This window comes from Pseudonocardia yunnanensis (assembly GCF_039534065.1).
GTDB lineage: Bacteria > Actinomycetota > Actinomycetes > Mycobacteriales > Pseudonocardiaceae > Pseudonocardia > Pseudonocardia yunnanensis.
Genome location: NZ_BAAAUS010000005.1, coordinates 1 through 25,600 on the forward strand (window position 1 = coordinate 1; position 25,600 = coordinate 25,600).

The following is a 25,600-nucleotide window of genomic DNA, read 5'->3' on the forward strand; positions in this document are numbered from 1 at the left end:
ATCAGCTGCCACAGCGAGATGTCGAAGCACTGCGGCGCGACCTGACCGACGACCTGCCCCTCCCCGATCTCGCAGGCATCGATCTTGGCGAACAGGTGGTTGAGCATCCCCGCCTGCTCACACATGGCGCCCTTGGGCTGCCCGGTGGAGCCGGAGGTGAAGTAGATGTAGGCCAGCTGGTCCGGGGTCACGGCGACACCGAGGTCACCCTCGGCGTGATCCTCGGCGTAGGCGGTGTCGACGAACACCGTCTGCACACCCGGCAGCGACTCGACCGCCTTGTCCAACGTGGTCGTGCTACCCGGCTCGGTCAGCACCAGCCGGCACTCGGCGCGTGAGATCGTGGTCGCGATCCGGTCGGCCGGGAAGTGCGGTTCGATCGGCAGGTAGGCGCCCCCGGCCTTGAACACCGCCAGCACCGCGGCCATCCAGTCCAGGTTGCGCTCGGTCACCACCGCCACGACGTCCTCGCGGCGCAGCCCCCGCGCCAGCAGAGCCCGCCCCAGCCGGTTGGCCCGGGCGTTGAGCTCCCGGTAGGTCCACTCCCGCTCCCCGTGCACGGCTGCGACCGCGTCGGGGTGGGCCTGTACCCGCTGCTCGAACAGCTCGTGGAACCGATACGGCGGCAGCTCACGCCGCGCCCCGACCAGCTCCTCGAGCTGATACCGCGCCTCTTCGGCCGACAGCAGACTCTGCCGTGCGTGCTCGGCATCCGGGTCGGCGACGATCAAACCCAGCGCGGTGAGGTGGTAGCCCGCGACCCTGGCCGCGTAGTCCGCGTCGAGCACGTCGGTGCGGTACCGCAGCCGCAGCGCCCATCGGCCGGCCTGCCGCGCGACCCCCACCCACAAGACCGTGTCCTCGTCGAGGTCGCCGCCGGCGCCGGCCGGGTCGAACACGGTCTCGAAGGGCGCACCGGACAGGCCCAGCTCCTTCCTGAGGTCGTCGACGGGGAAGCCCCGGTGCGCCAGCAGCCCTGACTCGGTGTGGCGCGCCTCACGCACCAACGCCAGCCACGACGCGTGATCCGTCGTCAGCCGGCACGGCACGGGTCGTCCGGTCGCCGTCGCGACGTAGCCGGTGACGACCTCCCGCTCGCCCGACAGCGTGGCCAGCACCTTGGCGTGTGCGGCCAGGAGTAGCGAGCTGATCGGCGTCGCCAGGTCCTCGGCCGCACGGCGCAGCGCTTCCACGAGGTCGTCTGCGATCGGTGCCTCGTGCTCGGCGATAGTGGCGGCCATATCCGCAGGCCACCGGGGGATCGCGGTGAACCCACCTGCGGCGATCACACCACGCCAGAACTCCCGGTCGCTCTCAGTCAGCTTTCCCATGGTCTTCCCTCCGTCTCACGGTGCATGAACGTCTGCCGTCCACGGGTGGTTCAGTTGGGGGTGCTTTCCGGCAGGACCGGCATTTCGCCCCGTAGCTCCCTGGCCGGATTGGCACCCCAGAGCGTTCGCGGAGGGACCTCTTCGCCCTTCATGAGGAAGGAGTCGGCCGCGATCTCCGCGCCGTCACCGATCGTCACCCCGTAGTGGACGAAGGAGCCGACCCCGAGCGTGACACCGGCACCGATCTTGGTGACGTCGGACTTGAATGCGCCGTCCTCCTGCGAGTGGCACTGGACGATGCTGCCCGCATTGAGCGTGCAGTGGTCGCCGATGCTGACGAAGGTCTTCTCCACGAATGCGCAGCCGTCGTCGAAGACCCGGCGGCCGATTCGGACGCCCAGCATCCGCCAGATCATGCTCTTGAACGGGGTGCCGTTGAAGATCTGCAGATACGCCGTGGCGGGCACCTTCCAGAACCGTTCGTGCCGCCAGAAGCTCCGGTCGTAGATCGAGCAGCCGTCCGGCCGCAGGGCCTGGAGCCGCCTGACGCCACGTTCGACCAGCACGAAGAAGGCGACGCCGGTCAGGAGGACGAGAAGGTTGGCGAGTGCGACAACCGGCGCGCCGACGACGTGGTAGAGCTCCGCGGCGACCGCGCCGACCGTGACGATCGCGAAGACGTAGAACCAGCGCACCAGCAGGTACAAGCCCATCGTCACGGTGTTGTGCCAGTTCTTGGCGGTAAGCCGGCTGCGGATCTCGTCGGCGCTCTCCAGATCGAGTCCGATATCGCGCTGGACCGAACGCGGGATCTCGAAGCTCGGGGAGCCCAGGAGCCCGACTCCCTCCCGGATCTCTCCGTCGATCGGGACCATGACCTTCGTCGCGAGCAGGCAGTTGTCGCCTGTCCTGCCCTGCGCCGGATAGGCGATGTTGTTCCCGAGGAAGTTCTGCGCGCCGATCGACGCGCGGGACACACGGAAGGATGTGTTCGAGAAGTCGGCATTGAGGATCGACAGTCCGTCGGCGATCACCGTTCCGGTGCCGACGGAGCTCAGGAACGGGCTCTCGTGCTTCACCCGCTGGCCGAAGTTCGACCCGGTCTGCTCGACGCGGGAAAGGTCGTATCCCATGACACGCAGGTAGTTGACGATGGCTGAGCTGTCACCGAACAGATACGGGAAGAACTTCAGGTTGGTCAGGGCCGTGATCGTTTTATGGGCCCAGTAATGGAAGCCGTACAAGCGGTAGTCCTTGTCCGGCGTGATGGCGAGGTTGAGCAAGCGCGGGGCGACGACCAGCAGGAGGATGCCGACGATCAGAAGGCCGACGAAGAGCACGACGGACGCGGCCGCGGCGTCGCGGTAGAACGTCCATGTCGTGAACGCCATCGGACCCGGGTCCAGCAGGGTGCCGAGCTGCGGGACCTGTATGAACAGCACGACCGCACCGCCGATCGCCAGCGGCAGGCCCACCAGCAGCACGCTCAGCAGTTGCAGGACGGTGTAGCCGACCTTGCGCAGACTGTTGCCGGCAGCCGTCCCGACGCGCCGGTAGTCCACCTCGGTCCGCTGTGCGCGGGATCCGTGCCAGCGCTCGCCTGCGGGCACGGCCTGCCCGGTGTGCAGCGACGAGGAGTGGCCGAGCTGGGATCCGTCGCCCATCGAGGTGCCGATGTCGATCACCGTCTGCTCGCCGACGAACACGTTCTTCCCGAGGGTGACGGCACCCGTCTGGATCACGCCGGAGTGCGCGCGGTAGCCGGAGAAGAACGAGTCCTTACGGATGACGGTGCCGTCGCCGATCGTGAGCAGATCGGTGCACACGGGCAGGTTCTTGGAGAAGATCGCAACGCCTCGACCGACCTTCGCGCCCAGCGCGCGCAGGTAGAGCAGGTAGATCGGCGAGCCGGCGAACAGCGCGAGTGGGCTCGTCTTGATCAGCAGCTTGACGGTCCAGAAGCGGACGTAGGCCAGGCTCCAGACGCGGATCTCCTGGGGCTTCCACCGGCCGATCAGCACCCACTTCGCGAGGATCGGCAGAAGGGACAGACCGAGGAAGGTCGCCGCGCCGATCAGGACCGACCGCTGGTAGATCTCGGCCAGGCCGACGCCGGCGGAGACCCAGTCGATGCCGCGATCGGCGCCCACCGCGGTGAGGAAGGAGTACCCGAGGAAGACGAGCAGCTGCAGCAGCCCGCAGAGGAAGTACTGGAACCCGCCGACCGGAGCCACCACCTCGGGCAGCGCCTCGATGACCTCGGGTGCTGAGGGCTCGGCAGGCGCAGGTGCGAGCGCCACGGGTGCTGACTCAGGTGCGAGTGCGGTGGCGAGGTTGGTGATGGTCGGGTGCTTGTAGATGTCTTGCATCGCGACGGTGGGCAGGTCGGCGCGCTTGCGGGCTCGTGCGCAGAAGCGGGCCATGACCATGGAGTCGGCGCCGAGGTCGTCGAAGAAGTTGGCGTCGGTGGGGACGTGCTCGACGCCCAGGACCTCGGCGAGCGCCTCGGCGAGGAGACCGGCGACCGGGTTGGTGGCGGGTGCGGCCGGTGCCGGTGCGAGTGCGGTGGCGAGGTTGGTGATGGTCGGGTGCTTGTAGATGTCTTGCATCGCGACGGTGGGCAGGTCGGCGCGCTTGCGGGCTCGTGCGCAGAAGCGGGCCATGACCATGGAGTCGGCGCCGAGGTCGTCGAAGAAGTTGGCGTCGGTGGGGACGTGCTCGATACCCAGGACCTCGGCCAGTGCCTCGGCGAGGAGCTTCTCCGCGCCGGTCGGGTCGACGGCGGTGCTCGGGGGCGAAGGGGCTTCGGCCAGATCGGAGATGCCGGGGACGGCCTCGGCGAGCCCGGGCACTCGCAGCAACAGCTCGAGCTCGGTCAGCTCGCTCCGGTAGCCGCGCATCGCGCCCTGCTGGTCGACCCGGCCGTGGTACTCGATCTCTCCGTCGACGTTGACCCGGCCCAGGTCGCCGGTCCGGTAGATCCGGCCCGACGGGTTCGCCGGCAGCCCCAGGAAGTCCGGGATGAACGCCGCGTCGGTGAGGTCGTCGCGGTTCAGGTAGCCGCACGAGAGACCGATTCCTGCGATCCCGATCTCGCCGATCTCGCCGTGCGGAAGTGCGTGGTGCGGGTCCTCGACGTCCAGGATGACCGTGCTGTAGGTCGGCAGCGGGATCCCGAGGGTCGCCGGCTTGTCGGGGTGCAGCTCGGTCCAGGTGGCCGTCACCGTCGCCTCGGCCGGGCCGTAGACGCTGAGCAACCGCCGGCCGGCACGGTGCCAGCGCGCGATCAGCTCCTGCGGGCAGGGCTCGCCGGCCACCAGCAGGAACCGCAGGTCCGGCAGCTCGTCCTCGATGGTGGCCAGGAGCGTCGGAACGGTCGACATCGCCGTGACGCGGCGCTCGCTGAGGAACGCGTGCAGGTCCCGGCCCAGAAGGCTAGCGCCGGACGGCCGGGGCACCAGCGTGGCGCCGCAGGCCCACGGCACCCAGATCTCCTCGACCGAGAGGTCGAATGCGATCGTCAGCCCCTGGTAGACCCGGTCGCGAGGCTGGATGCCGTACACCTCGGCGGCGACCTTGACGAAGTTGCAGATGCTGGGGTGGTCTACCGCCACCCCGCGCAGGCGGCCGTTGGCGCCGGACGTGTAGATGATGTAGGCGAGCTGGTCGTCCAGGATCCCCCGCTCGGCGTCGATGAGCCTGCGCGAGTTCTGCTCGTCGATCAGCCGCTCGGCCAGGTCGAGGCTCACGAGCTCGGTGCCGCGCCCGGTCAGCAGCTCGGGCTGGTCGATGCGGCCGGCCACGTCGGACGTCGTCAGAACCGTGCGGACGCGGGCGTCCTCGACGATGTAGGCCATCCGGTCGGTCGGGAAGCTGATGTCGAGCGGGACGTACGCGGCGCCGATCTTCAGTACGGCGAGCATCGCGATGTAGGAGTCGGCCGGGCGGTCGAACAGCAGGCCGATCCGGTCGCCTGCGCCGGCGCCGTGCAGACGCAGGTAACGGGCCACCTGGTTCGCCCGGCCGTCCAGCTCGTCGTAGGTGAGCGACAGCTCGGCGGAGTCGACCGCGAGTTGGCCTGCCCGGCCGTAGGTCCGGACCCAGTCGCAGCGCGCCTCGAACAGATGGTCCAGGCGCTCGTCCTGGCGGACTCGCCAGCCCTGCGCCTCGTGCTTGTCCACGAGCACGAGCTCGGACATCGACACGAGCTCGCGGCGGGTCAGCGGCTCAACCGAGCGTGAGCCCGGCAGATCGCTCATGACCTGCGAGCGGGGGGCCTGCCTCAGGGTGCTCACGCAAACTCCTCAGTCATCGAGGTGCGGTGCCGGCTTTCTCGGTCACGAACCAGCTTCGGCCTCGGCAGCGGTCCTGACGATCGAGCAGGCCCGCCACCTGCCGGTGCGAACCCCCGAACGCAGGTAGGGATAGCCCCAGGTCACCGGCCCACGGGCCGCGCGAGTCGCCGCTTCCTGGAGGGTCGCGGTCAGCGAGCGGGGGCGCGCCGTTCGGACAGCGCGTAGTAGAGGCTCGCCACTTCCTCGATCGGCAGCCGCTCCCGCTGCCCCTCGGCCGATGCCGCCACCTCGACGACGTCGAGCAGCCCGTGACCGTGCAGGAGCGCGGCCGACCGCTCCGCCAGACCGCTCGGCACCCCTTGGCCGGTCAGGTCGGCGGCCCGCTCGGCGGCCGCCTCCGCCTCCCGCCCGCGCAGGAGGGACGGCAGCCGCTGCATCAGCCGGTCGACCAGCGGGGCGAAGCGGTCGGTCTCGGAGCGGACCTGGAGCGGGATGGGACGGTTGGTGAGCAACCAGCGCGCCGTGCTGTCCAGGAGTCGGCGTGACTCCAGGACGATCTCGTCGGTCAACGCGGCCGTGATCGGAAGTGCGGCGATCTCGGCCCAGAGGTCGGTCAGACCGAACACCGCGGTGGCCACCTCGTACGCGCGCACCGCGTCCGTCGGCGTTGCCGAGGTGTCCTCGGCCAGCCGGAAGGCGTAGGTGATCCCGCCGCCGTCGACCATGTCGTTGACCAGCGCCGTGGTCACGATCTCGCGACGGAGCGGGTGTGTGGTCACGGCCTCGGGGTACCGATCGACCAGCACCGAGGGGAACAGGCCTGCGGCCCGGGGCGCGAACTCGGGCAGGTCGGGCAGGTCGCTGCGCAGGATCTCGGCCTTGAGGTCGAGTTTCGTGTGGGCGAGCAGGACGGCCAGCTCCGGTGAGCTGAGCCCCTCGCCCGCCCGCTCCCGCTCGGCGATCTCCTCGGGACCGGGCAGCACGTCGAGCGCGCGGTCGAGCCCGCGCCGCCGCACCAGGTCGTCGATCATCCGCGCGTGCACCGCGAGCATCGTGGAGGCGTACGCGCGTGCGATGCCGAGCTCCGCGTTCTGGGCCCGGTTGCCGGCGAGCACCAGCCCGGCGACCTCGTCGGTCATCTCCACGAGCAGCGCGTCACGGCCTGTCCGGTCGAGCTCGCCTGCCGCCACCAGCCGGTCGAGCATGATCTTGATGTTGACCTCGTGGTCCGAGCAGTCGACGCCCGCCGAGTTGTCGATGGCGTCGGTGTTGATCTTCCCGCCGCTGCGGGCGAACTCGATCCGCCCGCGCTGGGTCGCGCCGAGGTTGCCGCCCTCGCCGACCACCTTCGCCCGCAACCGGGCGCCGTCGACGCGGATCGCGTCGTTGGCCTTGTCCCCGACGTCCGCGTGAGTCTCGGCGCTCGCCTTGACGTACGTACCGATCCCGCCGTTCCACAACAGGTCGACCGGGGCCAGCAGAATCGCGCGGATCAGCTCCGGCGGACTCATCGTGGTCACCTCGCCGGGCAACCGGAGCGCCGCCCGCATCTCCGGCCCGACTGGCACCGCTTTCGAGGTGCGCAACCACACTCCGCCACCCGGACTGATCGCATTCCGGTCGTAGTCGTCCCAGGACGAGCGCGGCAGGTCGAACATTCGGCGACGCTCGGCGTAGCTGCGCGCCGGATCGGGGTCCGGGTCGACGAACACGTGCCGGTGGTCGAACGCCGCCACCAGGCGGATGTGCTGCGACAGCAGCATTCCGTTGCCGAACACGTCACCGGACATGTCCCCGACCCCGACCGCTGTGAAGTCCTGGCTCTGCGTGTCCACCCCGAGTTCCCGGAAATGGCGTCGCACGCTTTCCCAGGCCCCGCGGGCGGTGATCCCCATGGCCTTGTGGTCGTATCCGACCGACCCACCGGAGGCGAACGCGTCCCCCAGCCAGAACCCGTATCGGGCGGCGACGTCGTTGGCGACGTCGGAGAAGCGGGCCGTGCCCTTGTCGGCCGCGACGACCAGGTAAGGATCGTCGCCGTCGTGGCGCACCACCCCGGGTGGAGGCGTGGTGGTCACGGTGCCGTCCGCGGAGCTCGCCACGTTGTCCGTCACGTCGAGCAGCCCTGAGATGAAGGTGCGGTAGCACGCCTCGACCTCGTCCGGTCCCGGTGCCGCCGCCGCGACCACGAACCCGCCTTTCGCCCCCACGGGCACGATCACCGCGTTCTTCACCGCTTGCGCCTTGACCAGCCCCAGTACCTCCGTGCGGTAGTCCTGCGGGCGGTCCGACCAGCGCAAGCCGCCGCGGGCGACGGGACCGAACCGCAGATGGACGCCCTCCAGGCGCGGTGAGTAGACGAAGATCTCGAACCGTGGCCGTGGCGCAGGCATGTCGGGTAGCGCTGCGGGGTCGATCTTGAACGAGAAGTGCGACTGCGCGGTGAACCAGTTGGTCCGCACCGTCGCGGTGATCAGAGCGAGGTGTCCGCGCAGGATCCGGTCGGCGTCGAGGCCGGTGACGTCCTCGATCAGCGTGGTGACCTCGGCCAGAGCCGCCGCGCAGCGCTCCGCCCGTTCGTCGGGCAGGGGGCGCGGGTCGAAACGGGCGCGGAACAGCTCCACCAGCGCCCGTGACGCGGCGGGATGGGCGAGGAGGATGTCGGCGATGTACGGGGGGTCGAACGGACCTCCCAGCTGGGCTGCGTAGCGCGCGTATGCCCGCAGCACCGCCACATCGCGCCAGCCGAGCCCGGCGTGCAGGACGAGTGCGTTGAACCGGTCGGCCACGGCCTCGCCGTTCCACACCGCCCGGAAGGCGGCGCAGAACCGCTCCTGTGTCTCCCGCCGACGGCGCCCGACCATGCCGCGTGCGGTGGCGGCGTCGACCCCGAGTCCGAAGTCGTAGATCCAGCAGCGGCGCCCGTCCGGGCGGATGATCTCGTAGGGCCGCTCGTCGAGCACCTCGACGCCGAGGCTCTGGAGTGCAGGTAGCACCGCGGACAGCGAGATCCCCGTGCCGCGCAGGAACAGGCGGAAATGCAGCTCGTCGCCTCTGCCGCCGAGCTCGCTCGACAGTTCCAGGTGGGGCTCGTCGCCCAGCTCCCGGATGCGTCGGAGGTCGGCGAGCGCCCGGACGGGGTCGACGTCGTCCCGGTAGCCCTGCGGGACGCCGACCAGCTCGTCGGCGATCTCGTCGTCGTCGGCTCCCGCGGCGTCGAGGACCCAGTCGTCCCAGGTCAGGATCGCCGCCGCGAGCTGCGCCTGCAGCCGGTCCCGGTCCGGGGCGGGAGCAGTGGGCTCGACCTGGACGGTGAAGTGGATCAGCGCTGGCCCCGACTCACCGAGCTCCACGCTGTGGTCGATGCGCCACCCGCCCAGCTCGCGCAGGAGCACCGTCTGCATCGCCGACCGGGCCTGAGGTGAGTACCGGTCGTGCGGCAGGTAGACCAGGCACGAGATGAACCGGCCATAGGGCTCCCGGCGGAGGAACAGGCGCAGCCGCCGGGGCTGGGTGAGGCCCAGCACGCCGACCGCCGTCTCGTGCACGTCCTCCGAGGTGGCCCAGAACAGCTCGTCGCGTGGATGCCGGGAGATCACGTCGAGCATCCGTTGCCCGGACCAGGACTCCAGCGGAACACCCGCGAGCCGCACTGCCGCGCGCACCCGCCGCTCGACGACCGGGGTGTCCAGCACGTTCTCGTGGAGGGCGGCCGCCGTGAACAGCCCGAGGAACCGGTGTTCGCCGACGACCTCGCCATCGGCGTCGACGATCGCGATGTCGAGGTGGTGGGGATGTTCCGGGCGCAGCACCCGGCTCGGTGCATCGGAGCGGGTGAGGACGACCGGGGCAGCGGTGTCCGACAGACCGGGCTCGCGGATGACGGCGTCGTGGACCTCATCCCGGCGAAGGACACCCAGGCCGGACCCCGGCACCGCACGGAACCGGGGCGGGACGGCGGCACGGTCGACCTCGTGGCGCCGGTATCCGAGGAAGAGGAAGCGACCGTCGTGGAGCCATTCCAGCAGGTCGGCGACGTCCTGCCGCTCGTCGCCGGGCGACCCGGGGCGTTCGGCCAGCTCGGCTGCCACGTGCAGCACCGTCGCGGCGATTCGCTCGCGGTCCTGCGCCACCTCGCGAAGTACGCCGAGCACGTCGTGCAACTCGGCGCCGAGGTCCTCGTTCTCCTCGGACGAGATCGGGTCCAGCTCGAGCCGCATCCACTCCTCGACGAGGGTTCCCGCTGGCGGCTCCTCCGGAGCGACGGCGGGCAGCACCTCCGCGAGCTCGCCCCGGCTCGTTCGGCGCACCACGACCATCGCGTGGATGACCCGGCGGACCCGCAGGCCGACCCGGCCCACCCCTGCCAGCACGGACTGGACGAGGAAGGGCACGTCGTCGCTGATGACGTCGACGACCGCGGTGCCGGCGGGGACCGCGCCGCGGATGTCGACGATCGGATCGCCGGGCTCCCGGTGCGCGGCGAGCCGCAGATGGGTGCGGGCGGCCTCGGCGAGAGCGGCCGCGCCTGCCGGATCGTCGGATCCGAGGGCCGCGGCAGGGGTGTGGCGTGCGTAGAGGCGGCGCAGTTCGGCGAACTGCGGATCCGCCGCGTCCATGGACGCGGCGGTCTCCTGCCTCGTACGACTCACCGCACGTACTCGCTGCGCTCGGCCGGCCCAGCGGTAGACGTCACAGCGCGCTCGCTCACCGCTCCTCCCCGTGGACTCGCGTGCACATCGGGGACCGGTCACATTAGCCGGGCTTCACCGACCCCGCCGGAGAGCGCAGAAGGAGAATCGTGGCGAGACGATCAGCCGAACGTCGACTCCTTGCCGTCGGCCGGTCGGCTCGTGCCGGCGTCGCGCTTCTCGGCCCATTCGGCCTCGTGCTTGGCGAACATCGCCTTCGCCGCGGTGGTGCGCTTCTCGGTCAGCTCGCTCTGGTGTGCCGTGACCCAGCGGTAGGAATCCTGTCGCGGCTTGTTGTAGCCCTCGAAGTGCGGGATCACGTACCGCGCGTACAGCTCGTAGGAGTGCTTCGTGTCGGCCCAGTTGGCCCAGTCGTGCGCATTGAGCAGAATCGCGCCGATCTCGGGCGTCTTCTGGTAGAGCCGCTCGATGCGGGCGATCGCGTCGTCGGGTGTGCCGATCACTCCGATGCCCTGCTCGACGTACCATTCCACCGTGTCGGCGCCGTCCGGGATGGATATGCGCGGCATGTTGTTGTTGAGGTAGTCGATCTGCTCCTGCAGGCCGTAGCGGGCCTGCTCCATGGCCTTCTCCCGCGTCTCGGCCAGGTGCATGCCGACCACGAGGCGCAGCCTGCTCGGATCCATGGTCCGGCCGTGCTCGGTGGCCACCTCGTTGGCGATTCGCCAGTTCACGTCGAGGGCGTTGAAGCCGGCGTTCTCGCCCGCTGCGACGCAGAGCATGCCCAGGTCGTACCTGCCGGCCAGCCGTCCACCGGACGGGGTGACCGCACTGGCGACGCACACCTCGGGATAGGGATCCGAGTACGGCGGCAGGTGCAGCGAGGCCTCGACGAGCGTGTACCAGTCGGTGGACTCCGTGACCACCTCGCCCTGGAACAGGCGCAGGATCACGTCGAGGCCCTCGGCCATCCGGTCGCGCTGGACGGAAGGGTCGATTCCCAGCATGAGCGCGTCGGAAGCCAGCAGTCCGGGGCCGACACCGAACATCACGCGGCCGCGCGTCATGTGGTCGAGTTGCACGATGCGGTCGGCGACCATCAACGGGTTGTGGTATGGCAGCGACACCACACCCGTGCCGAGCCGGATGTTCTTGGTGCGCTCGGCCGCCGCCGCGATGAACAGTTCCGGCGAGGAGATCGTCTCCATGCCGGCCGAGTGGTGCTCACCGATCCACGCCTCGTGGAATCCGAGGGTGTCCAGCAGTTCGATCAGCTGCATGTCCTGCTGGAAGAGCAGTGTGGGGTTCTCGTCCATCTTGTGGAACGGGGCCATGAAGATTCCGTGACGCAACCTGACTGTCATTACCCCTCATTCTCGTCACTTCGGGAAACGACCACCCGACCGCACCGGTGCTGGGCCGCCGGCCGTCAGGCCGAGCCGAGGAGCCTGCGCCGCGTGACGCGTTGACACCGGTGCGAGACGACGTGATCCTTCCTGAACGATCGTTTACTTCGAGAGGCTACGCGTGATCGAACCGGTATGGGCAGGGATGGGGGACGGATGACACGGCTCGGACTCACCATCCCGATCGACGACGTGCCGCTGGCCGAGCAGGCCGCACTGCTGAACGACGTGGCCGACGCCGGCTACACGGACCTGTGGACGGGCGAGGCCACGGGCGCCGACGCGTTCACCCCGCTGGTCGCCGCCGCCGTCTCGCACCCGCGGTTCCGCCTCGGCACCGCGATCGTCTCCGCCTACACCCGCAGTCCCGGGCTGATCGCGATGTCGGCCGCCGCGCTGGCGGAGGTTGCCACGAGCGAGGTGCTGGTGGGGATCGGCGCGAGCTCGGACGTGATCGTCGAGCGCTGGCATGGGCTCGAGTTCCGTCGGCCCTACCAGCGGGTGCGGGACGTCACCACGTTCGTGAGGCGGGCCCTGTCCGGCGAGCGGGTGGACATGGAGTCGGAGAGCTTCACCATCACGGGATTCCGCCTGGCCCGCGTGCCTGCCCGGCAGCCCAAGCTGCTGATCGGGGCGCTGCGCCCGGGGATGCTCCGGCTGGCGGGCGCGATCTCCGACGGGGTGATCCTCAACTGGCTCTCGCCCGACGACATGCACACGGTGCTGCCCCACGTGCTGAAGGGCAACGCCGACGCGGAGATCGTCGCCCGGCTCTTCGTGGTCCCGGGCGACGACGTGCAGGCCGTGCGTGCAACGGCGAAACGCATGGTCACGGCGTATCTGAACGTCCCCGTGTACGCGGAGTTCCACCGCTGGCTGGGCCGGGCGGACCAGCTGGAACCGATGTGGCAGGCGTGGAGTCGGGGTGACCGCGCGGCCGCGGTGGAGGCGGTGCCCGATTCGCTGGTGGACGAGCTGTTCGTCCACGGCAGTCCCGCTGACATCCGGGCCCGGGTCCAGCGGTACGTCGACGCCGGTGTGACCACTCCCGTCCTGATGTACGTCATGCCTCCGGGGGAGGACGTGACCCGGCACGTGCGGCCTGTCGGGCGGGCCGTCACGGCTCCTTGACAGCACCCGGTGGCCGTGATGCGATCGGCTGACTTAACGATCGATCAGTTCCGGTGCCATCGGTCCGGCGGGACTTCGTGTCCACCGGCCTCCCTGCGAGCGGCAGGCCACCGGCCTGCGCAGCCCGATCAGCCATTCATCGCCGAGTGGAGCGACAAGGAGGAGCGCATGCCGGCCCACGACGTCGAGGTCGTGTCCGCCGCTCGCCGGATGTCCTACGGGGAGCAGCTCGCCCGGTGCGCCCGGAAGTTCCCGGATCGCGTGGCGTTCCAGCACGGCGCGCGCTCGGTCACGTTCCCGGAGCTGGACGAGCGGGTCACCCGGCTCGCCAACGCGCTGCGCGAGCGCGGCGTCGAGAGGGGCAGCCGGGTCGCGATCCTGATGCACAACCGGATCGAGGTCGTGGAGGGATACCTGGCCGCCTGCCGGCTCGGCGCAATGGCCGTGCCGCTGAACTTCCGCCTGGTGCCCGACGAGATCGCCTACATCCTCCGCGACTGCGGCGCGGCCGCGATGCTGGTGGACGAGCAGCTCGCGGGCGTGGCGGCGAAGGCCATGACGGGCATCGGCGAGCTGCGCACGGTGCTGGCGACGGGCGGGCGAGAGGCCGACGCGGGGCCCCACGCGGAGTCCTACGAAGATGCTCTGGCGTCCGCGTCGACCACGCCACCCGGCATCGACGTGGCCGAGAACGAGCCCGCCTTCATCATGTACACCTCGGGCACCACCGGCAGGCCGAAGGGCGCGGTCCTCAGCCATCTGAACCTGGTGATGGCGGCGTTCACGGGTCTCGCGGTCTCCGGCGGGTTGCGCACGGGCGTGGACGTATCGCTGCTGGGCGTGCCGATGTTCCACATCGCCGGGCTGAGCACGTCCATCCGCGGCCTCATCGACGGCGGGCGCGTGGTGATCCACAGCGCGGCGAGCTTCGACCCCGTGAGCGTCGTCGACGTGCTGGAACGCGAGCAGATCACCAACTGCTTCTTCGTGCCCAGCCAGTGGCAGGCCATCTGCGCGGTGCCCGGGGTGAAGGACCGGCGGCTGGCGCTGCGCAACCTCGTCTGGGGCGCCTCGCCCGCACCTCCGTCGGTGCTGCAGGCGCTGCAGGACACCTTTCCGGACGCACCGGCCTACTGCGCCTTCGGACAGACCGAGATGAGCCCCACCACAACACTGCTCCGCAGCGAGGACGCCGTGCGGAAGATGGGGTCGGTGGGCACCCCGCTGCCGAGCATCGAGGTTCGCATCGTCGACGAGGAGATGCGTGACGTCCCCGTCGGCGAGGTCGGCGAGGTGGTCTACCGCGGCCCGACGATGATGCTCGGCTACTGGAACAAGCCGGAGGAGACCGCGGCCGCGTTCGCCGGTGGGTGGTTCCACTCGGGTGACCTGTGCCGGATGGACGACGAGGGTTACATCTACGTCGTCGACCGCAAGAAGGACATGATCATCTCCGGCGGGGAGAACATCTACTGCGCCGAGGTCGAGGACGCGATCGACTCCCACCCCAAGGTCGCCGAGGTGGCGGTGGTCGGCATCCCGCACCCGAGGTGGGTGCAGACACCGTGCGCCGTCATCGTGCCGGTGGACCCGGCCGACCCCCCGGGCGAGCAGGAGATCATCGAGCACTGCCGCACCCGGCTCGCCTCGTACAAGAAGCCGACCTCCGTCGTGATCATCGATGCGCTACCCCGCAACGCCAGCGGCAAGGTGCAGAAGTTCCGGCTGCGCGAGCAGCTCAGCGGCACGAGGGCGACGTAAACGCCGGGCGAGCGCGCTGAGGTCGCCGATCACTGAGACGAGGGGAGCTGCGGCGGTGCAGGAGGATGCGGCGGACCTGATCGAGGCCTACCGGGTGAACGGGGCCCTCGGCTTCTGGGAGATCGCCGACGCCGATCCCGATCGGATCGCGGTCATCGACGTCGACGGCTCGGAGAGCACGTTCGGACAGCTGCGGGACCTGGCCAACCGCATCTCGCACGGCCTGCGAGCCCAGGGGCTCGTCGACGGCGACACCGTGGCCGTCGCGCTGCCCAACCACCGGGCCTTCCTGGCGCTGCAACTGGCCACGGGGCAACTCGGCCTCTACCTGACGGCGCTCAACTGGCACCTGACCGCGCCCGAGCTCGCCTACATCCTGATCGACAGCGAGGCGAAGCTGTTCCTCGCCGGTCCGCGCTTGGGCGACGCCGCGGTGGCCGCGGCCGACGAGGCCGGCCTTCCCGCGCAGCGCCGGTTCGGGATGCCCGCGTTCCCCGGCTTCCGCAGCCTCGACGACCTCGTCGACGGCATGCCTGCCACCGCCCCCGAGAGGCGGCGGCAGGGGTCGGTGATGCTCTACACGTCCGGGACGACCGGCCGTCCCAAGGGAGTGCGCAAACCGCTCTCCGACACCACGCCCGAACAGAGCCTCGCGGCACGGGTGCCCGTGTTCCCGCGGATGCTCGGCCGCACCGCGGGGTCCGGAGTGCACCTGGTGGTGGCGCCGCTCTACCACGCGGCGCCGAACGCCTACGGGAGCCTGGCCCTGCAGATCGGGCACACCGTCGTGCTGATGGACAAATGGACCCCGCAGCTGTTCCTGGAGATCGTGGAACGGCATCGGGTGACCGCATCGCACATGGTGCCGATCATGTTCCACCGGCTGCTGCAACTGACCGCGGACGAGCGGGCCGCCCATGACGTCTCGTCCTTGACGAGGGTGGTGCACGCCGGAGCGCCGTGCCCGGTGGCCGTCAAGCAACGGATGATCGACTGGTTGGGCCCGGTGCTGCACGAGTACTACGCGGCCACCGAGGGCGGCGGCACCTACGTCGGCCCGCAGGACTGGCTGCAGCACCCCGGCACGGTCGGGCGCGCCTGGGCAGGCAGCGAGGTGGTGATCCTCGACGACGACGGCAACGCGCTGCCCGCGGGCGAGATCGGGAACATCTACTTCCGCAGCGGCGACCGGTTCGAGTACTTCAAGGCGCCGGAGAAGACGGCCGCTGCCCGCCACGGCGACATGTTCACGGTCGGCGATCTGGGTCACCTCGACGACGGGGGCTGGCTCTACCTGAGCGACCGGCGGTCGGACCTGATCATCTCGGGCGGGGTGAACATCTATCCCGCCGAGATCGAGTCGGTGCTGCTCACCCACCCCGCTGTGGCGGACGCCGCCGTGATCGGGATGCCGGACGAGGAGTGGGGCCAGCGTGTGGCGGCGATGATCGAGCCGCGCTCGGTCGACGACGTCACGGGGGAGTCCGCCGACAGGCTGGCTGCCGAGCTGATCGAGCACTGCCGGGGTCGGCTCGCCGGCTTCAAGTGCCCCACCTCCGTCGAGTTCCGGGAGCTGCCACGGACCTCCACCGGCAAGCTCAGCCGGATCAGGCTCCGCGACGACGTGCTCCGCATCGGTCGATGAGTGACACACCCTGAGTCGACGTACGAAGGAGGACGGCATGGCTGAGCACGACCTGGTGGTCCGGGCGGGCACCGTCGTGGACGGGACGGGGAGCCCACCGCGTACCGCGGACGTCGCCGTGCGGGACGGCCGGATCACGGAGGTCGGCAGGGTGAGCGGGCGCGGGCGCCGGGAGATCACCGCCGACGGTGCGGTGGTGGCGCCGGGGTTCGTCGACATCCACACGCACTACGACGGGCAGGCGACATGGGAGTCGCGACTGCAGCCGTCGTCGTGGCACGGGGTCACCACCGTCGTCATGGGCAACTGCGGGGTTGGTTTCGCACCCGTCGAGCCGGTGCACCACGACCGCTTGATCGAGCTGATGGAAGGCGTGGAGGACATCCCCGGCATCGCCCTGCACGAGGGGCTGCGCTGGGACTGGCGGACGTTCCCCGAGTACCTCGACGCGCTCGACGCGCTGCCCCACGACGTCGACATGGCCGCCCAGGTGCCGCACGCCGCGCTCCGGGTGCAGGCGATGGGGGAGCGGGCCGCCGCGCACGAGGAGGCCACGCCCGAGGAGATCGCACTGATGGCGCGGCTGGCGCGGGAGGGCGTGGAGGCAGGCGCACTCGGCTTCTCGACGTCGCGCACGCTCAACCACAAGAGCATCAGTGGCGAGCTCACGCCGTCCTACGCCGTGGGCGCCGACGAGCTGGTCGCGATCGCCACGGCAGTCGGGGAGACCGGTCGCGGAGTGTTCCAGCTGGTCAGCGACTTCCCGGACCCGGAGGCGGAGTTCGCGCTGATCCGGGCGATGGTGGCGCGGTCTGGGCGGCCGCTCTCCGCGTCGCTCGTGCAGTCGCCGATCGCGCCCGCGATGCACCGCGAGGTGCTGCGCCTGATCGACGCCGCGCAGGCCGACGGGCTGCCGATCCTCGCGCAGGTCGCGGCCCGTCCGGTCGGGATGTTGCTGGGCCTGCACAACACGCTCAACCCGTTCATGACCAACCCGGTCTGGCGGCAGCTGGCCGACCTGTCGCCGGAGGAACAGGCCGCGCGGATGGCGGAGCCGCGGCTGCGGTCGGAGATCGTCGCCGCGCAGACGGGGGAGAAGGACCGCAGCCGCCTCGGCGGCACCCTGATCCACAGGTACGAGCTGATGTACGAGCTGACCGACCCGCCGAACTACGAACCGTCCGCGTCGGAGTCCATCGCAGCCCGGGCGGAACGGGCCGGTGTGTCACCCGTCGAGATCGCCTACGACGTGGTGTCCGGCGGCGGGATGGTCTACCTGACCAGCCTCAACTACGCCGACGGCAACCTCGACGCCGCGCACGAGATGCTCACCCACCAGCACACGGTGCCCGGACTCTCCGACGGTGGGGCGCACGTCGGCACGATCTGCGACGGCAGCTTCCCGACCACGCTGCTGCAGCACTGGACCCGCGACCGCGACGGCGCGCGCCTCGACCTGCCGTTCGTGGTGCAGCGCCAGGCGCGCGACACGGCCCGGGCGGTGGGGCTGCTCGACCGCGGGATTCTCGCACCCGGGTACCGGGCCGACCTCAACGTGATCGACATGGACGCGTTGCGGCTGCACCGGCCCGAGGTGCGCTACGACCTGCCCGCCGGCGGGCGCCGGCTCCTCCAGCGCGCCGACGGTTACCTGCACACCGTCGTCGCTGGGCTGGAGACCTACCGGGACGGCGAGCCGACCGAAGCGCTGCCGGGCAGGCTCGTGCGTGGGCCCGCGCCCGCGCCGCGAGGATGACGACCGATACCAAGGGGATCCACCGACCGACAGGAGCTGTGTTGTCCGAGGTGCTCATGAGCACGCCAGCCGACGGCGTGCTCGTCGTGACCATCGACCGTCCGCAGGCGCGCAACGCCGTCAACGCGGCCGTCGCGCAGGGGATCGCCGAGGCGATGGACCGACTCGACGCCGACGACGACCTCCGCGTCGGGGTGCTCACCGGCGCGGGCGGCACGTTCTGCGCAGGCATGGACCTCAAGGCCTTCGTGCGCGGCGAGCGGCCGATCGTGCCTGGCCGGGGGTTCGCCGGCGTCACCGTGCGGCCGCCTGCCAAGCCGCTGATCGCCGCCGTCGAGGGCTACGCGCTGGCCGGGGGCTTCGAGATCGTGCTGTCCTGCGACCTCGTGGTGGCCGCGGAGGGCGCGGTGTTCGGCATTCCCGAGGTCAAGCGCGGGCTCGTCGCCGCGGCCGGTGGGTTGCTGCGGCTGCCGAAGCGCATCCCGTACCACCAGGCGATGGAGCTGGCGCTGCTGGGAAGTCACATCCCCGCCTTGCGGGCGCGGGAACTGGGCCTGGTCAACCGCCTCGTCCCGAACGGCACAGCGCTGGACGCCGCGCTGGCGCTCGGCGCGGAGATCACCGCGAACGGCCCGCTCGCCGTGGCGGCCAGCAAGAAGATCGTGGCGTCGGCCGCTTCCTGGTCGGACGAGGAGGCGTGGGAGCGGCAGGCCGAGATCGCCGGGCCGGTCTCGGCCTCGAAGGACGCGATCGAGGGCGCAACGGCGTTCGCCGAGAAGCGCCCGCCGGTCTGGAGCGGCACGTGAGCACCACCGTCCGGCTGCCCTGCTGGTGGGCGCCCTGGATGACCAGGTCGTTGGCCTCGCACGGGGCGTGTTCGAGGGGTGCGCTCGGATCGCGACCACCCGGTCGACGGCATCGGTGAGCGACGAGGCGATCCTCGGGCCACCATCCGGGTCGAGTCAGGGTGCGCGGAGGTGGCCTCAGCGCAAGATCTCTCCAGCTCGTCGGCGGGTGCGCATCTTTGCCTGCACCAGATCTTCCTCGGAGAAGTTGTAGTAGTAGATCCCTTTGTTCGGCCCCAGCCGTTTCCGGAGATCTCTCATGTGATTTGCGCCCATTCCTGCGTATCGAAGTCCGCGGGCTTGAGCACCGAGCACACTTTCTTTGAACTTCATATCTCGCCAGTATTGGAAGCGATCAATGCTCGGCTTGGCTTTTATCCACTTCTTGTCGAATGCGGACATGCCTGTGTCTCCGTCCACCCTCGCCGCCAGGAGTTCGATGAAGTTCCGGCCGAACTCGCGGAACTCGATCAATAATTGATCGGCATGCTCGGGATGCGCTATACGCCAACTCATCAGGCTCGTGCCCAGCTCTGCGTCGGGCTGGAGCCCGTTGACGAACTCACCCAGAATCGGCAGGCTCTCGTAGACCTTGGAAAGTTGCGCTTCCGCACGGTGCTGCCCGACCAGCTCATCGGCCACTCCCGTCGGGCCCTGCCGGCTCCGATGCATCACCTCCGCGCTCACCTCGCCGGCATATGTCCAAGCGATTACGAGGTAGTGCTGGAGGCGCCGTCCGGTGAATCCGTTCATTCGACCCAGCGCGGCCGGCGTTATCAACGGCATCATGCCTGCGAACGCGAACCCGAGCTTCGGGAAAAGTGACTCGGCGCCGAACTGCCGGGTGTCGTCGGTCGCGCGAAGTCCGAAATCAGACATGGGCCCTGCATTCGCTCGGCGAGAAGCGTCCGCCGTCGCAGGATTTGCAGTGAGGTTGTCGGTCGAGAACGGCTCGTAGATGAATAAACGGGTACCTACCGCCGGGGCGATGTGGGCAAGCGTGACCTTGTCGTGATTCTCGCCGATCACGTTGAAGCCAGTTGGGGAGAACCGGACCCATGTGCTGTTGTATTCCGCGTTCGGGTGCTCGATGTTGCCCAGGTAGTCGGTCTGGCCGGCAGCGTGGCGCCGAAACTCGTTCTCGTCCTGGTAGTCGTGGACGTCACGGTCCGCGGCGAGCTTGTGCATCTCGGGCGTGAGAGCCGCCTCGGAGGGGTCGACGCGCTGGTCGCCGACCCAGGCCACGCGCTGAACGCTGACGGCCAGGGATTTCTGTGCCGTAGGTGTCGATGGTGGCTGCGGTAGTGCCGTGGGCCTGCCCAGGGCGCGAGTCACTGCCGCATTCCCCGCCAGTCTTTGCAACGCGAGCAGCGCCGCAGCCGAGTTCGCCGCTGCAGACGCCCGCCGGACACGATCGTCCTCGGGAAATCGGGCCGGCTCGGCGGGGCGCGCCCCGTGCTGCCTCATGTCGACGAGTTTAAGAGGTCGCCGACGATCAGCGCTCCTCCTTGCTACCGGAGAGCTACTCCGTCGGAGTACCGCCGCCGCGACTGTCACTGAATTCCAGGACCGACATCTTCCGATTTTCGGGGTCACTCGGGCGGCGTGTACGTCGCAGCCGCCGCCGTACGAGGTCGGTCACATGAGCGCTGTGCCGTGCCGAGGAGATATTCCAGAATCGGATTCAAGCTGAGGTCGACGGTGCGATGCGGCAGGCCAGCGGTCTCGTACGCCTACGAATCCAGGATCCCCACCTCCCTCATCGTGCGCGGCCTGCCAGGGCACCCGGCCGCCGACCCGCCGGTGGTAACCAGACCCACGTCGGCGCCCGTCCGGCTCACGCGCCGCTACCCGTGATCACGCTCCCTGGCTGATCCCCCGGAGAGCACGAAGCCCTCGTACCCTGCGGCGGACACACCGTCGCAGATCTCCCGGTACCGACCCACCCCGCCGACATACGGCATGACGACCCGTGGCTTGCCGGGAACGTTGGCGCCGACGTACCAGGAGTTGGCGCGGTTCATCAGGGTCTGGTCCGCCGCCTCGGCCACGTGCGCGACCCACCGCTCCTGGGCCTCGGGGGACGCCTCGATCACGTGACCGTCGATGCGGGCGAGGCAGTCGCTGATCCAGTCCACGTGCTGCTCGATCGACACCATCATGTTGCTGAGCACCGAGGGGCTGCCCGGTCCGGTGATGGTGAACATGTTCGGGAAGCCGGCGACCTGCAGCCCGAGATAGGTCGTGGGGCCTTCCGCCCACGCGTCGGCCAGGCGCAGCCCGTGCCTGCCACGGATGTCGACAGCGAGCAGAGCCCCGGTCATGGCGTCGAAGCCGGTGGCGAGTACGAGGTCGTCGACCTCGACGAGCCGGTCCGCCGTCCGGACGCCCTCGGCGGTAATCGTGGTGATCGGGGTCGTGCGGAGGTCGACGAGCCGGACGTGGTCGAGGTTGTAGGTCTCGAAGTAGCCCGTGCCGAGGCACGGCCGCTTGGTGCCGAACGGGTGGTCCGACGGTGCCAGCGCCGCCGCGGTCTCCGGGTCGCGCACGATGCTGCTGATCTTGTCGCGCAGGTAGTCGCTGACCGTGCGGTTCGCGTCGAGGTTCAGCGAGATGTCGTTGTAGCAGCGGCGCAGCGCTCCCAGGCCACCGATCTTCCAGGCCTGCTCGTACACCTCGTGGCGCTCCTCGGCGGTGGCGTCCATGGCCGAGGCTTCGCCCTGTACACCCAGGAGGCCGGCCGGCGATTCGCGGGCGAGCCGGCGAAGGGTGCGGTAGTTCGCCTTCTGCTCCTGCTGCGCTTGCGGGGAGAGCGGGGCGTTGCGCGCCGGAAGGACATAGTTGGCCGTGCGCTGGAAGACGGTCAGCTCGGCGGCCTGCTGCGCGATCACCGGGATCGACTGCACGCCGGACGAACCGGTGCCGATCACCGCCACCCGACGGCCGGTGAAGTCGACACCGTCGTGCGGCCAGCGGGCTGTCGACCAGACGTTTCCGCGGAAGCTGTCCAGCCCGGCGATGTCGATCTCCTTCGGCTGCGACAGGCAGCCGGTGGCGAAGATGACGTACCGGGCCGAGACGGTCTCGGGCCGGTCCGTGGTGATCGCCCAGCGCTCGCCGTCCCACACCGCCGACGTCACCCGGGTGTCCAGCTCGACGTCCCGGTCGAGATCGAACCGCTTCGCGACGTGCTCGACGTACTCGAGGATCTCCGCCTGGGCCGGGTAGCGCTCGGTCCACTCCCATTCCTGCTCGAGCTCTTCGGAGAACGAGTAGGAGTACTCCAGGCTCTCCACGTCGCAGCGGGCGCCGGGGTAGCGGTTCCAGAACCACGTGCCCCCGATGCCGCTGCCGGCCTCGAAGACCCGATAGCTCAGTCCCAGGTCACGCAGGCGGTGGAGCTGGTAGAGACCGGCGACTCCGGCCCCGACCACGACCACATCGGGAGAGCTGGGGCGACTCATCGACACTCCTTCGACTGTGATTGCTGCGGTGGTATCTCGACGGCGGGCCTCGCCATGACGGGCTCAGGCATCCGCCACGGCCGTATGCGCGGTCCGTAGTCGGAACTTCTGGACCTTCCCCGACGCCGTGCGCGGCAGTTCGTCGACGACCACCAGCGATGTGGGCTTCTTGTACGACGCCAGCCGCGTGCGGCAGTGCTCGACGATCTCCTCCAGTGTGGGCGGGTCGGCCGGGTCGACGGGGACAACGACGGCACGGGGTGTCTCGACCCACGTCTCGTGCGGGACGCCCACCACGGCGACCTCGGCGACCTTGGGGTGCGCGTCGATCGCGGCCTCGACCTCGGCGCAGTAGATGTTCTCCCCACCCGAGACGATCATGTCCTTGGCGCGGTCGACGACCGTGATGAACCCGTCGTCGTCCATGTGGCACAGGTCGCCGGAGTGGAACCACCCGCCGGCGAACGCCTCTGCTGTGGCCTCCGGATTGCGCCAGTACTCGCGCATCACCGTGGGGCCCCGGTAGACGATCTCGCCGATCCGGCCGACCGGTACGTCGTTCATCTCCGCGTCCACGATGCGTGCCTCGACGTTGATGATCGGCGTGCCGACGGAGCCCATCTTGCGGATCGCGTCCTCCCCGCGGAGCACGCAGGTCACGGAGCTCATCTCGGTCTGCCCGAACATGTTGAAGTTGGGCACCCCGGGGAACGAGTCGGCCATGGCCTGCAGCACCGACGGCGGAGCGACGGACGCACCCCACGAGATGCGCCGCAGCGCGAGGTCACGTTGTTTCAGGCCGGGCAGCTCGCAGATCGCCTTCCACTGCGTCGGCACGAAGTAGCAGCCGGTGACCCGCTCGCGCTCGATGAGATCGACGACCTCGCGGGCGTCGAAGCTGCCCGAGCGCGTGATGATCGACCGTCCGCCCACGAGCAGGTGGAACAGGATTCCGTTGAGCCCGCCGATGTGGAACAGCGGAAGTCCCGAGAGCCACACCTCGTCGGGGTCGCGGATGCCTTGCGTCATGGCGCAGTTGACGCTGTTGGTCACCAGGTTGTGGTGGGTGAGCACGGCGCCCTTCGGCCGGCCCGTGGTGCCGGAGGTGTACATCAGGAAGGCCGCGTCGGACTCCGGGACGTCGATCACCAGGGGTTCGGCGCTCGCGTCCGCGATCAGCTGCTCGTACGGCTCGGCGTCCAGGCCGGGTGTCGCCTCGGCGCCTCCGGTGGCGACGACCGTGGTCAGGCTGGGCACCCTCGGGCGCACGGCCGCCGCGGTGGCGGCGAGTTCGTGATCGACGAGCAGCGCAGTGGCTTCGGCGTCGCCGAGGATGTAGGCGACCTCGTCGGCGACCAGCCGGAAGTTCACCGGCACCGCGATCGCCCCGAGGCGGCACGCCGCGAAGTAGGCCTCGACGAGCTCGAGGCGGTTCTGCATGAACACCGCCACCCGGTCGCCACGGCCGACACCGCGGGTCGCGAGCGCCCTGGCCAGGCGGGTCACGCGCTCGTCCAGCTCGGCGTAGGTGCGGTGCTGCTCCTCGAACTGGAACGCGACCCGACCGGGATACAGGCGAGCCGTGCGTGCGAGCTGCTCCCCGTGGGACATCCGCCGGGCCGCGGCGATGACCGCGCTGTCCTCCGCCGCGGTCATCGTCCGTCCTCGAAGTTCGGGGCGCGCTTCTCGAACCGGGCGGTGACGGCCTCCACCTGGTTGGGGCTGCCGATCAGAGCACCGATCTCCTTCTGCTCCGCCGCGAACCCGGCTTCCAGGTCCACCCGGCCTGCCAGGTCGAGCAGCCGCTTCGACGCGCGGACGGCGTGCGGGCTGCGGGCGGCGATCTCGGCCGCAAGGGTGAGGGCCGAAGTGCGCGGATCGGGGTCGGTGCGCGTGCACAGCCCGAGAGCGGTGGCCTCCTCGCCGCTGACCACCCGGCCGGTGTACGTCAGCTCCTTGGCGACGTCGCGGCCGACGAGCTCGGGCAGCAGCTGGGTGCCTGTCATGTCGGGGACGAGCCCCCAGTTGATCTCCATCACCGACAACCGCGCGTCGGGCGCCACGATGCGGATGTCGGCGCCGAGGGTGATCTGCAGGCCGCCGCCCAGCGCGTTCCCGTGCACGGCGGCGATCACCGGAACGGGCAGCTCCGCCCACACGTACGCGGCCCGCTGGCCGGTCGCCTTGGCCGGCCCCGCGGACGGCGGGAGCTGGGCGGAGGCCGAGAGCCGCTCTCCGGCCGTCATCGCACGGAACGAGGTGAAGTCGAGGCCTGCGCAGAAGTCGGGTCCCTCCCCGGAGAGCACGACAACACGCACCGCGACGTCGGACCTGAGCCGCTCACCCGCCTCGACGAGCCCCGCGAACATCGCGGGATCGAGCGCGTTGCGTTTCTCCGGACGGTTCAGGCGTACGTCGGCGATCCCGTCCGTCACGCTGACGGACACCCGCTGCTCCTCGTCGGGCATGCAGTTCCTCCCTGATCTCAACGTCCGGTGAATCGAGCGGGACGCCGCTCCAGGAAGGCGGCGACGCCCTCTGCATGATCGGCCGACGCGAAGCACTCGGCCAGGGCCGAGCGCGTGGCGTGGACGTGCGCCCGGAGAGGAGCGCCCGCGCCGTCCAGCATCAGCTTCTTCCTCCTGACCAGCGCGAACGGAGATGCGGTTGCGATCGCCTCGGCCAGGTCGAGCGCGGCCTGTGGCAGCGCCTCGGGCTCGACGACCGCCGTGGCGAAGCCGAGTGCGAGCGCTTCCTCGGCCCCGAGGTCCGCACCCGTGTAGAGCAGCCGCATCGCGTGGGCCATGCCGATCTGGCGGGGGAGCAGCCACGTGCCCGCGCCGGTGTCGGAGACCAGGCCGCGATGCACGAAGTTCCAGCGGAACCGTGCCCGGGTGGAGATCACGCGCAGGTCGGCCTGGGTGGCGAACTCCGCCCCCATGCCCACGGCCATGCCGTCGACGGCGGCAACGACCGGCTTCGGACAGGCCATGAGCAGTAGGTCGCCGGGGCCGTCCCCGTGGCGCCTGCCCCGGTCGTCCGGGGAGCGCGAGGCGAGATCGGCGAGGTCGATTCCGGCGCAGAAGCTGCCGGGCACACCGGTGACCAGCAGCACCGCCACGTCCGGATCGGCGCCCGCCCGGGCCACCCCCGCGGAGAACTCGTCGAGCATCGCGTAGGTCATGGCGCCACGCTTCTCGGGACGGTCGATGGTCAGCGTGGCTACTGCGTCGGCGACCTCGTAGCGGATCTCGCGCACGTGCCGTCTCCCTCTTCCCCCGACGCTGGCGGCGATGCCATGCTAGCTGAACGAT

14 protein-coding genes are annotated in these 25,600 nt (G+C 69.9%); 5 read left to right on the forward strand and 9 right to left on the reverse strand.

Annotated elements, in window-relative coordinates:
* The 4 genes from ABD743_RS05700 to ABD743_RS05715 all read right to left on the reverse strand — a co-directional run.
* On the reverse strand, window positions 1-1,331 hold a 1,331-nt coding region (locus ABD743_RS05700; RefSeq protein ID WP_344719552.1), incomplete at its 3' end, for an AMP-binding protein.
* A 50-nt stretch (window positions 1,332-1,381) separates the two neighbouring features.
* Window positions 1,382-5,626 carry a Pls/PosA family non-ribosomal peptide synthetase gene (locus tag ABD743_RS05705; protein ID WP_344719553.1) on the reverse strand — a complete coding sequence of 1,415 codons (4,245 nt, stop codon included), beginning with the start codon at window positions 5,624-5,626 and terminating at the stop codon, window positions 1,382-1,384.
* Window positions 5,627-5,814: 188 nt separating this feature from the next.
* A complete protein-coding gene (locus tag ABD743_RS05710) occupies window positions 5,815-10,245 on the reverse strand; it encodes an NAD-glutamate dehydrogenase (RefSeq protein WP_344719555.1) in 4,431 nt (1,476 codons plus the stop codon).
* Window positions 10,246-10,439: 194 nt separating this feature from the next.
* Window positions 10,440-11,642 (reverse strand): LLM class flavin-dependent oxidoreductase, encoded by a 1,203-nt coding sequence (locus ABD743_RS05715; protein WP_344719557.1) that lies wholly within the window; start codon window positions 11,640-11,642, stop codon window positions 10,440-10,442.
* Window positions 11,643-11,840: 198 nt separating this feature from the next.
* On the opposite strand from ABD743_RS05715, the gene ABD743_RS05720 reads away from it, so the two are divergent.
* From ABD743_RS05720 to ABD743_RS05740, 5 genes are all read left to right on the forward strand, one after another.
* On the forward strand, window positions 11,841-12,815 hold the full coding sequence (locus ABD743_RS05720) for an LLM class F420-dependent oxidoreductase (protein ID WP_344719558.1): 975 nt from the start codon (window positions 11,841-11,843) through the stop codon (window positions 12,813-12,815).
* 168 nt (window positions 12,816-12,983) lie between these two features.
* Window positions 12,984-14,576 carry a long-chain-fatty-acid--CoA ligase gene (locus ABD743_RS05725; RefSeq protein ID WP_344719559.1) on the forward strand — a complete coding sequence of 531 codons (1,593 nt, stop codon included), beginning with the start codon at window positions 12,984-12,986 and terminating at the stop codon, window positions 14,574-14,576.
* Between the two features lie 55 nt (window positions 14,577-14,631).
* Window positions 14,632-16,221 carry an AMP-binding protein gene (locus ABD743_RS05730; protein ID WP_344719561.1) on the forward strand — a complete coding sequence of 530 codons (1,590 nt, stop codon included), beginning with the start codon at window positions 14,632-14,634 and terminating at the stop codon, window positions 16,219-16,221.
* Between the two features lie 37 nt (window positions 16,222-16,258).
* A complete protein-coding gene (locus ABD743_RS05735; RefSeq protein ID WP_344719562.1) occupies window positions 16,259-17,977 on the forward strand; it encodes an N-acyl-D-amino-acid deacylase family protein in 1,719 nt (572 codons plus the stop codon).
* Between the two features lie 56 nt (window positions 17,978-18,033).
* Window positions 18,034-18,783 (forward strand): crotonase/enoyl-CoA hydratase family protein, encoded by a 750-nt coding sequence (locus tag ABD743_RS05740; protein WP_344719563.1) that lies wholly within the window; start codon window positions 18,034-18,036, stop codon window positions 18,781-18,783.
* Window positions 18,784-18,960: 177 nt separating this feature from the next.
* Here the strand turns inward: ABD743_RS05740 and ABD743_RS05745 are convergent, their stop codons facing one another.
* From ABD743_RS05745 to ABD743_RS05765, 5 genes are all read right to left on the reverse strand, one after another.
* Window positions 18,961-20,289 carry a hypothetical protein gene (locus ABD743_RS05745; protein WP_344719564.1) on the reverse strand — a complete coding sequence of 443 codons (1,329 nt, stop codon included), beginning with the start codon at window positions 20,287-20,289 and terminating at the stop codon, window positions 18,961-18,963.
* 380 nt (window positions 20,290-20,669) lie between these two features.
* A complete protein-coding gene (locus ABD743_RS05750) occupies window positions 20,670-22,286 on the reverse strand; it encodes a flavin-containing monooxygenase (RefSeq protein WP_344719566.1) in 1,617 nt (538 codons plus the stop codon).
* Between the two features lie 63 nt (window positions 22,287-22,349).
* On the reverse strand, window positions 22,350-23,942 hold the full coding sequence (locus ABD743_RS05755; protein ID WP_344719567.1) for a long-chain-fatty-acid--CoA ligase: 1,593 nt from the start codon (window positions 23,940-23,942) through the stop codon (window positions 22,350-22,352).
* A complete protein-coding gene (locus ABD743_RS05760) occupies window positions 23,939-24,754 on the reverse strand; it encodes a crotonase/enoyl-CoA hydratase family protein (protein WP_344719569.1) in 816 nt (271 codons plus the stop codon). The genes ABD743_RS05755 and ABD743_RS05760 overlap by 4 nt, the downstream gene beginning before the upstream one ends.
* A gap of 17 nt (window positions 24,755-24,771) precedes the next feature.
* Window positions 24,772-25,545: an enoyl-CoA hydratase/isomerase family protein gene (locus tag ABD743_RS05765; protein ID WP_344719570.1), complete on the reverse strand. Its 774-nt coding sequence runs from the start codon at window positions 25,543-25,545 to the stop codon at window positions 24,772-24,774.
* Between the last annotated feature and the right edge of the window lie 55 nt (window positions 25,546-25,600).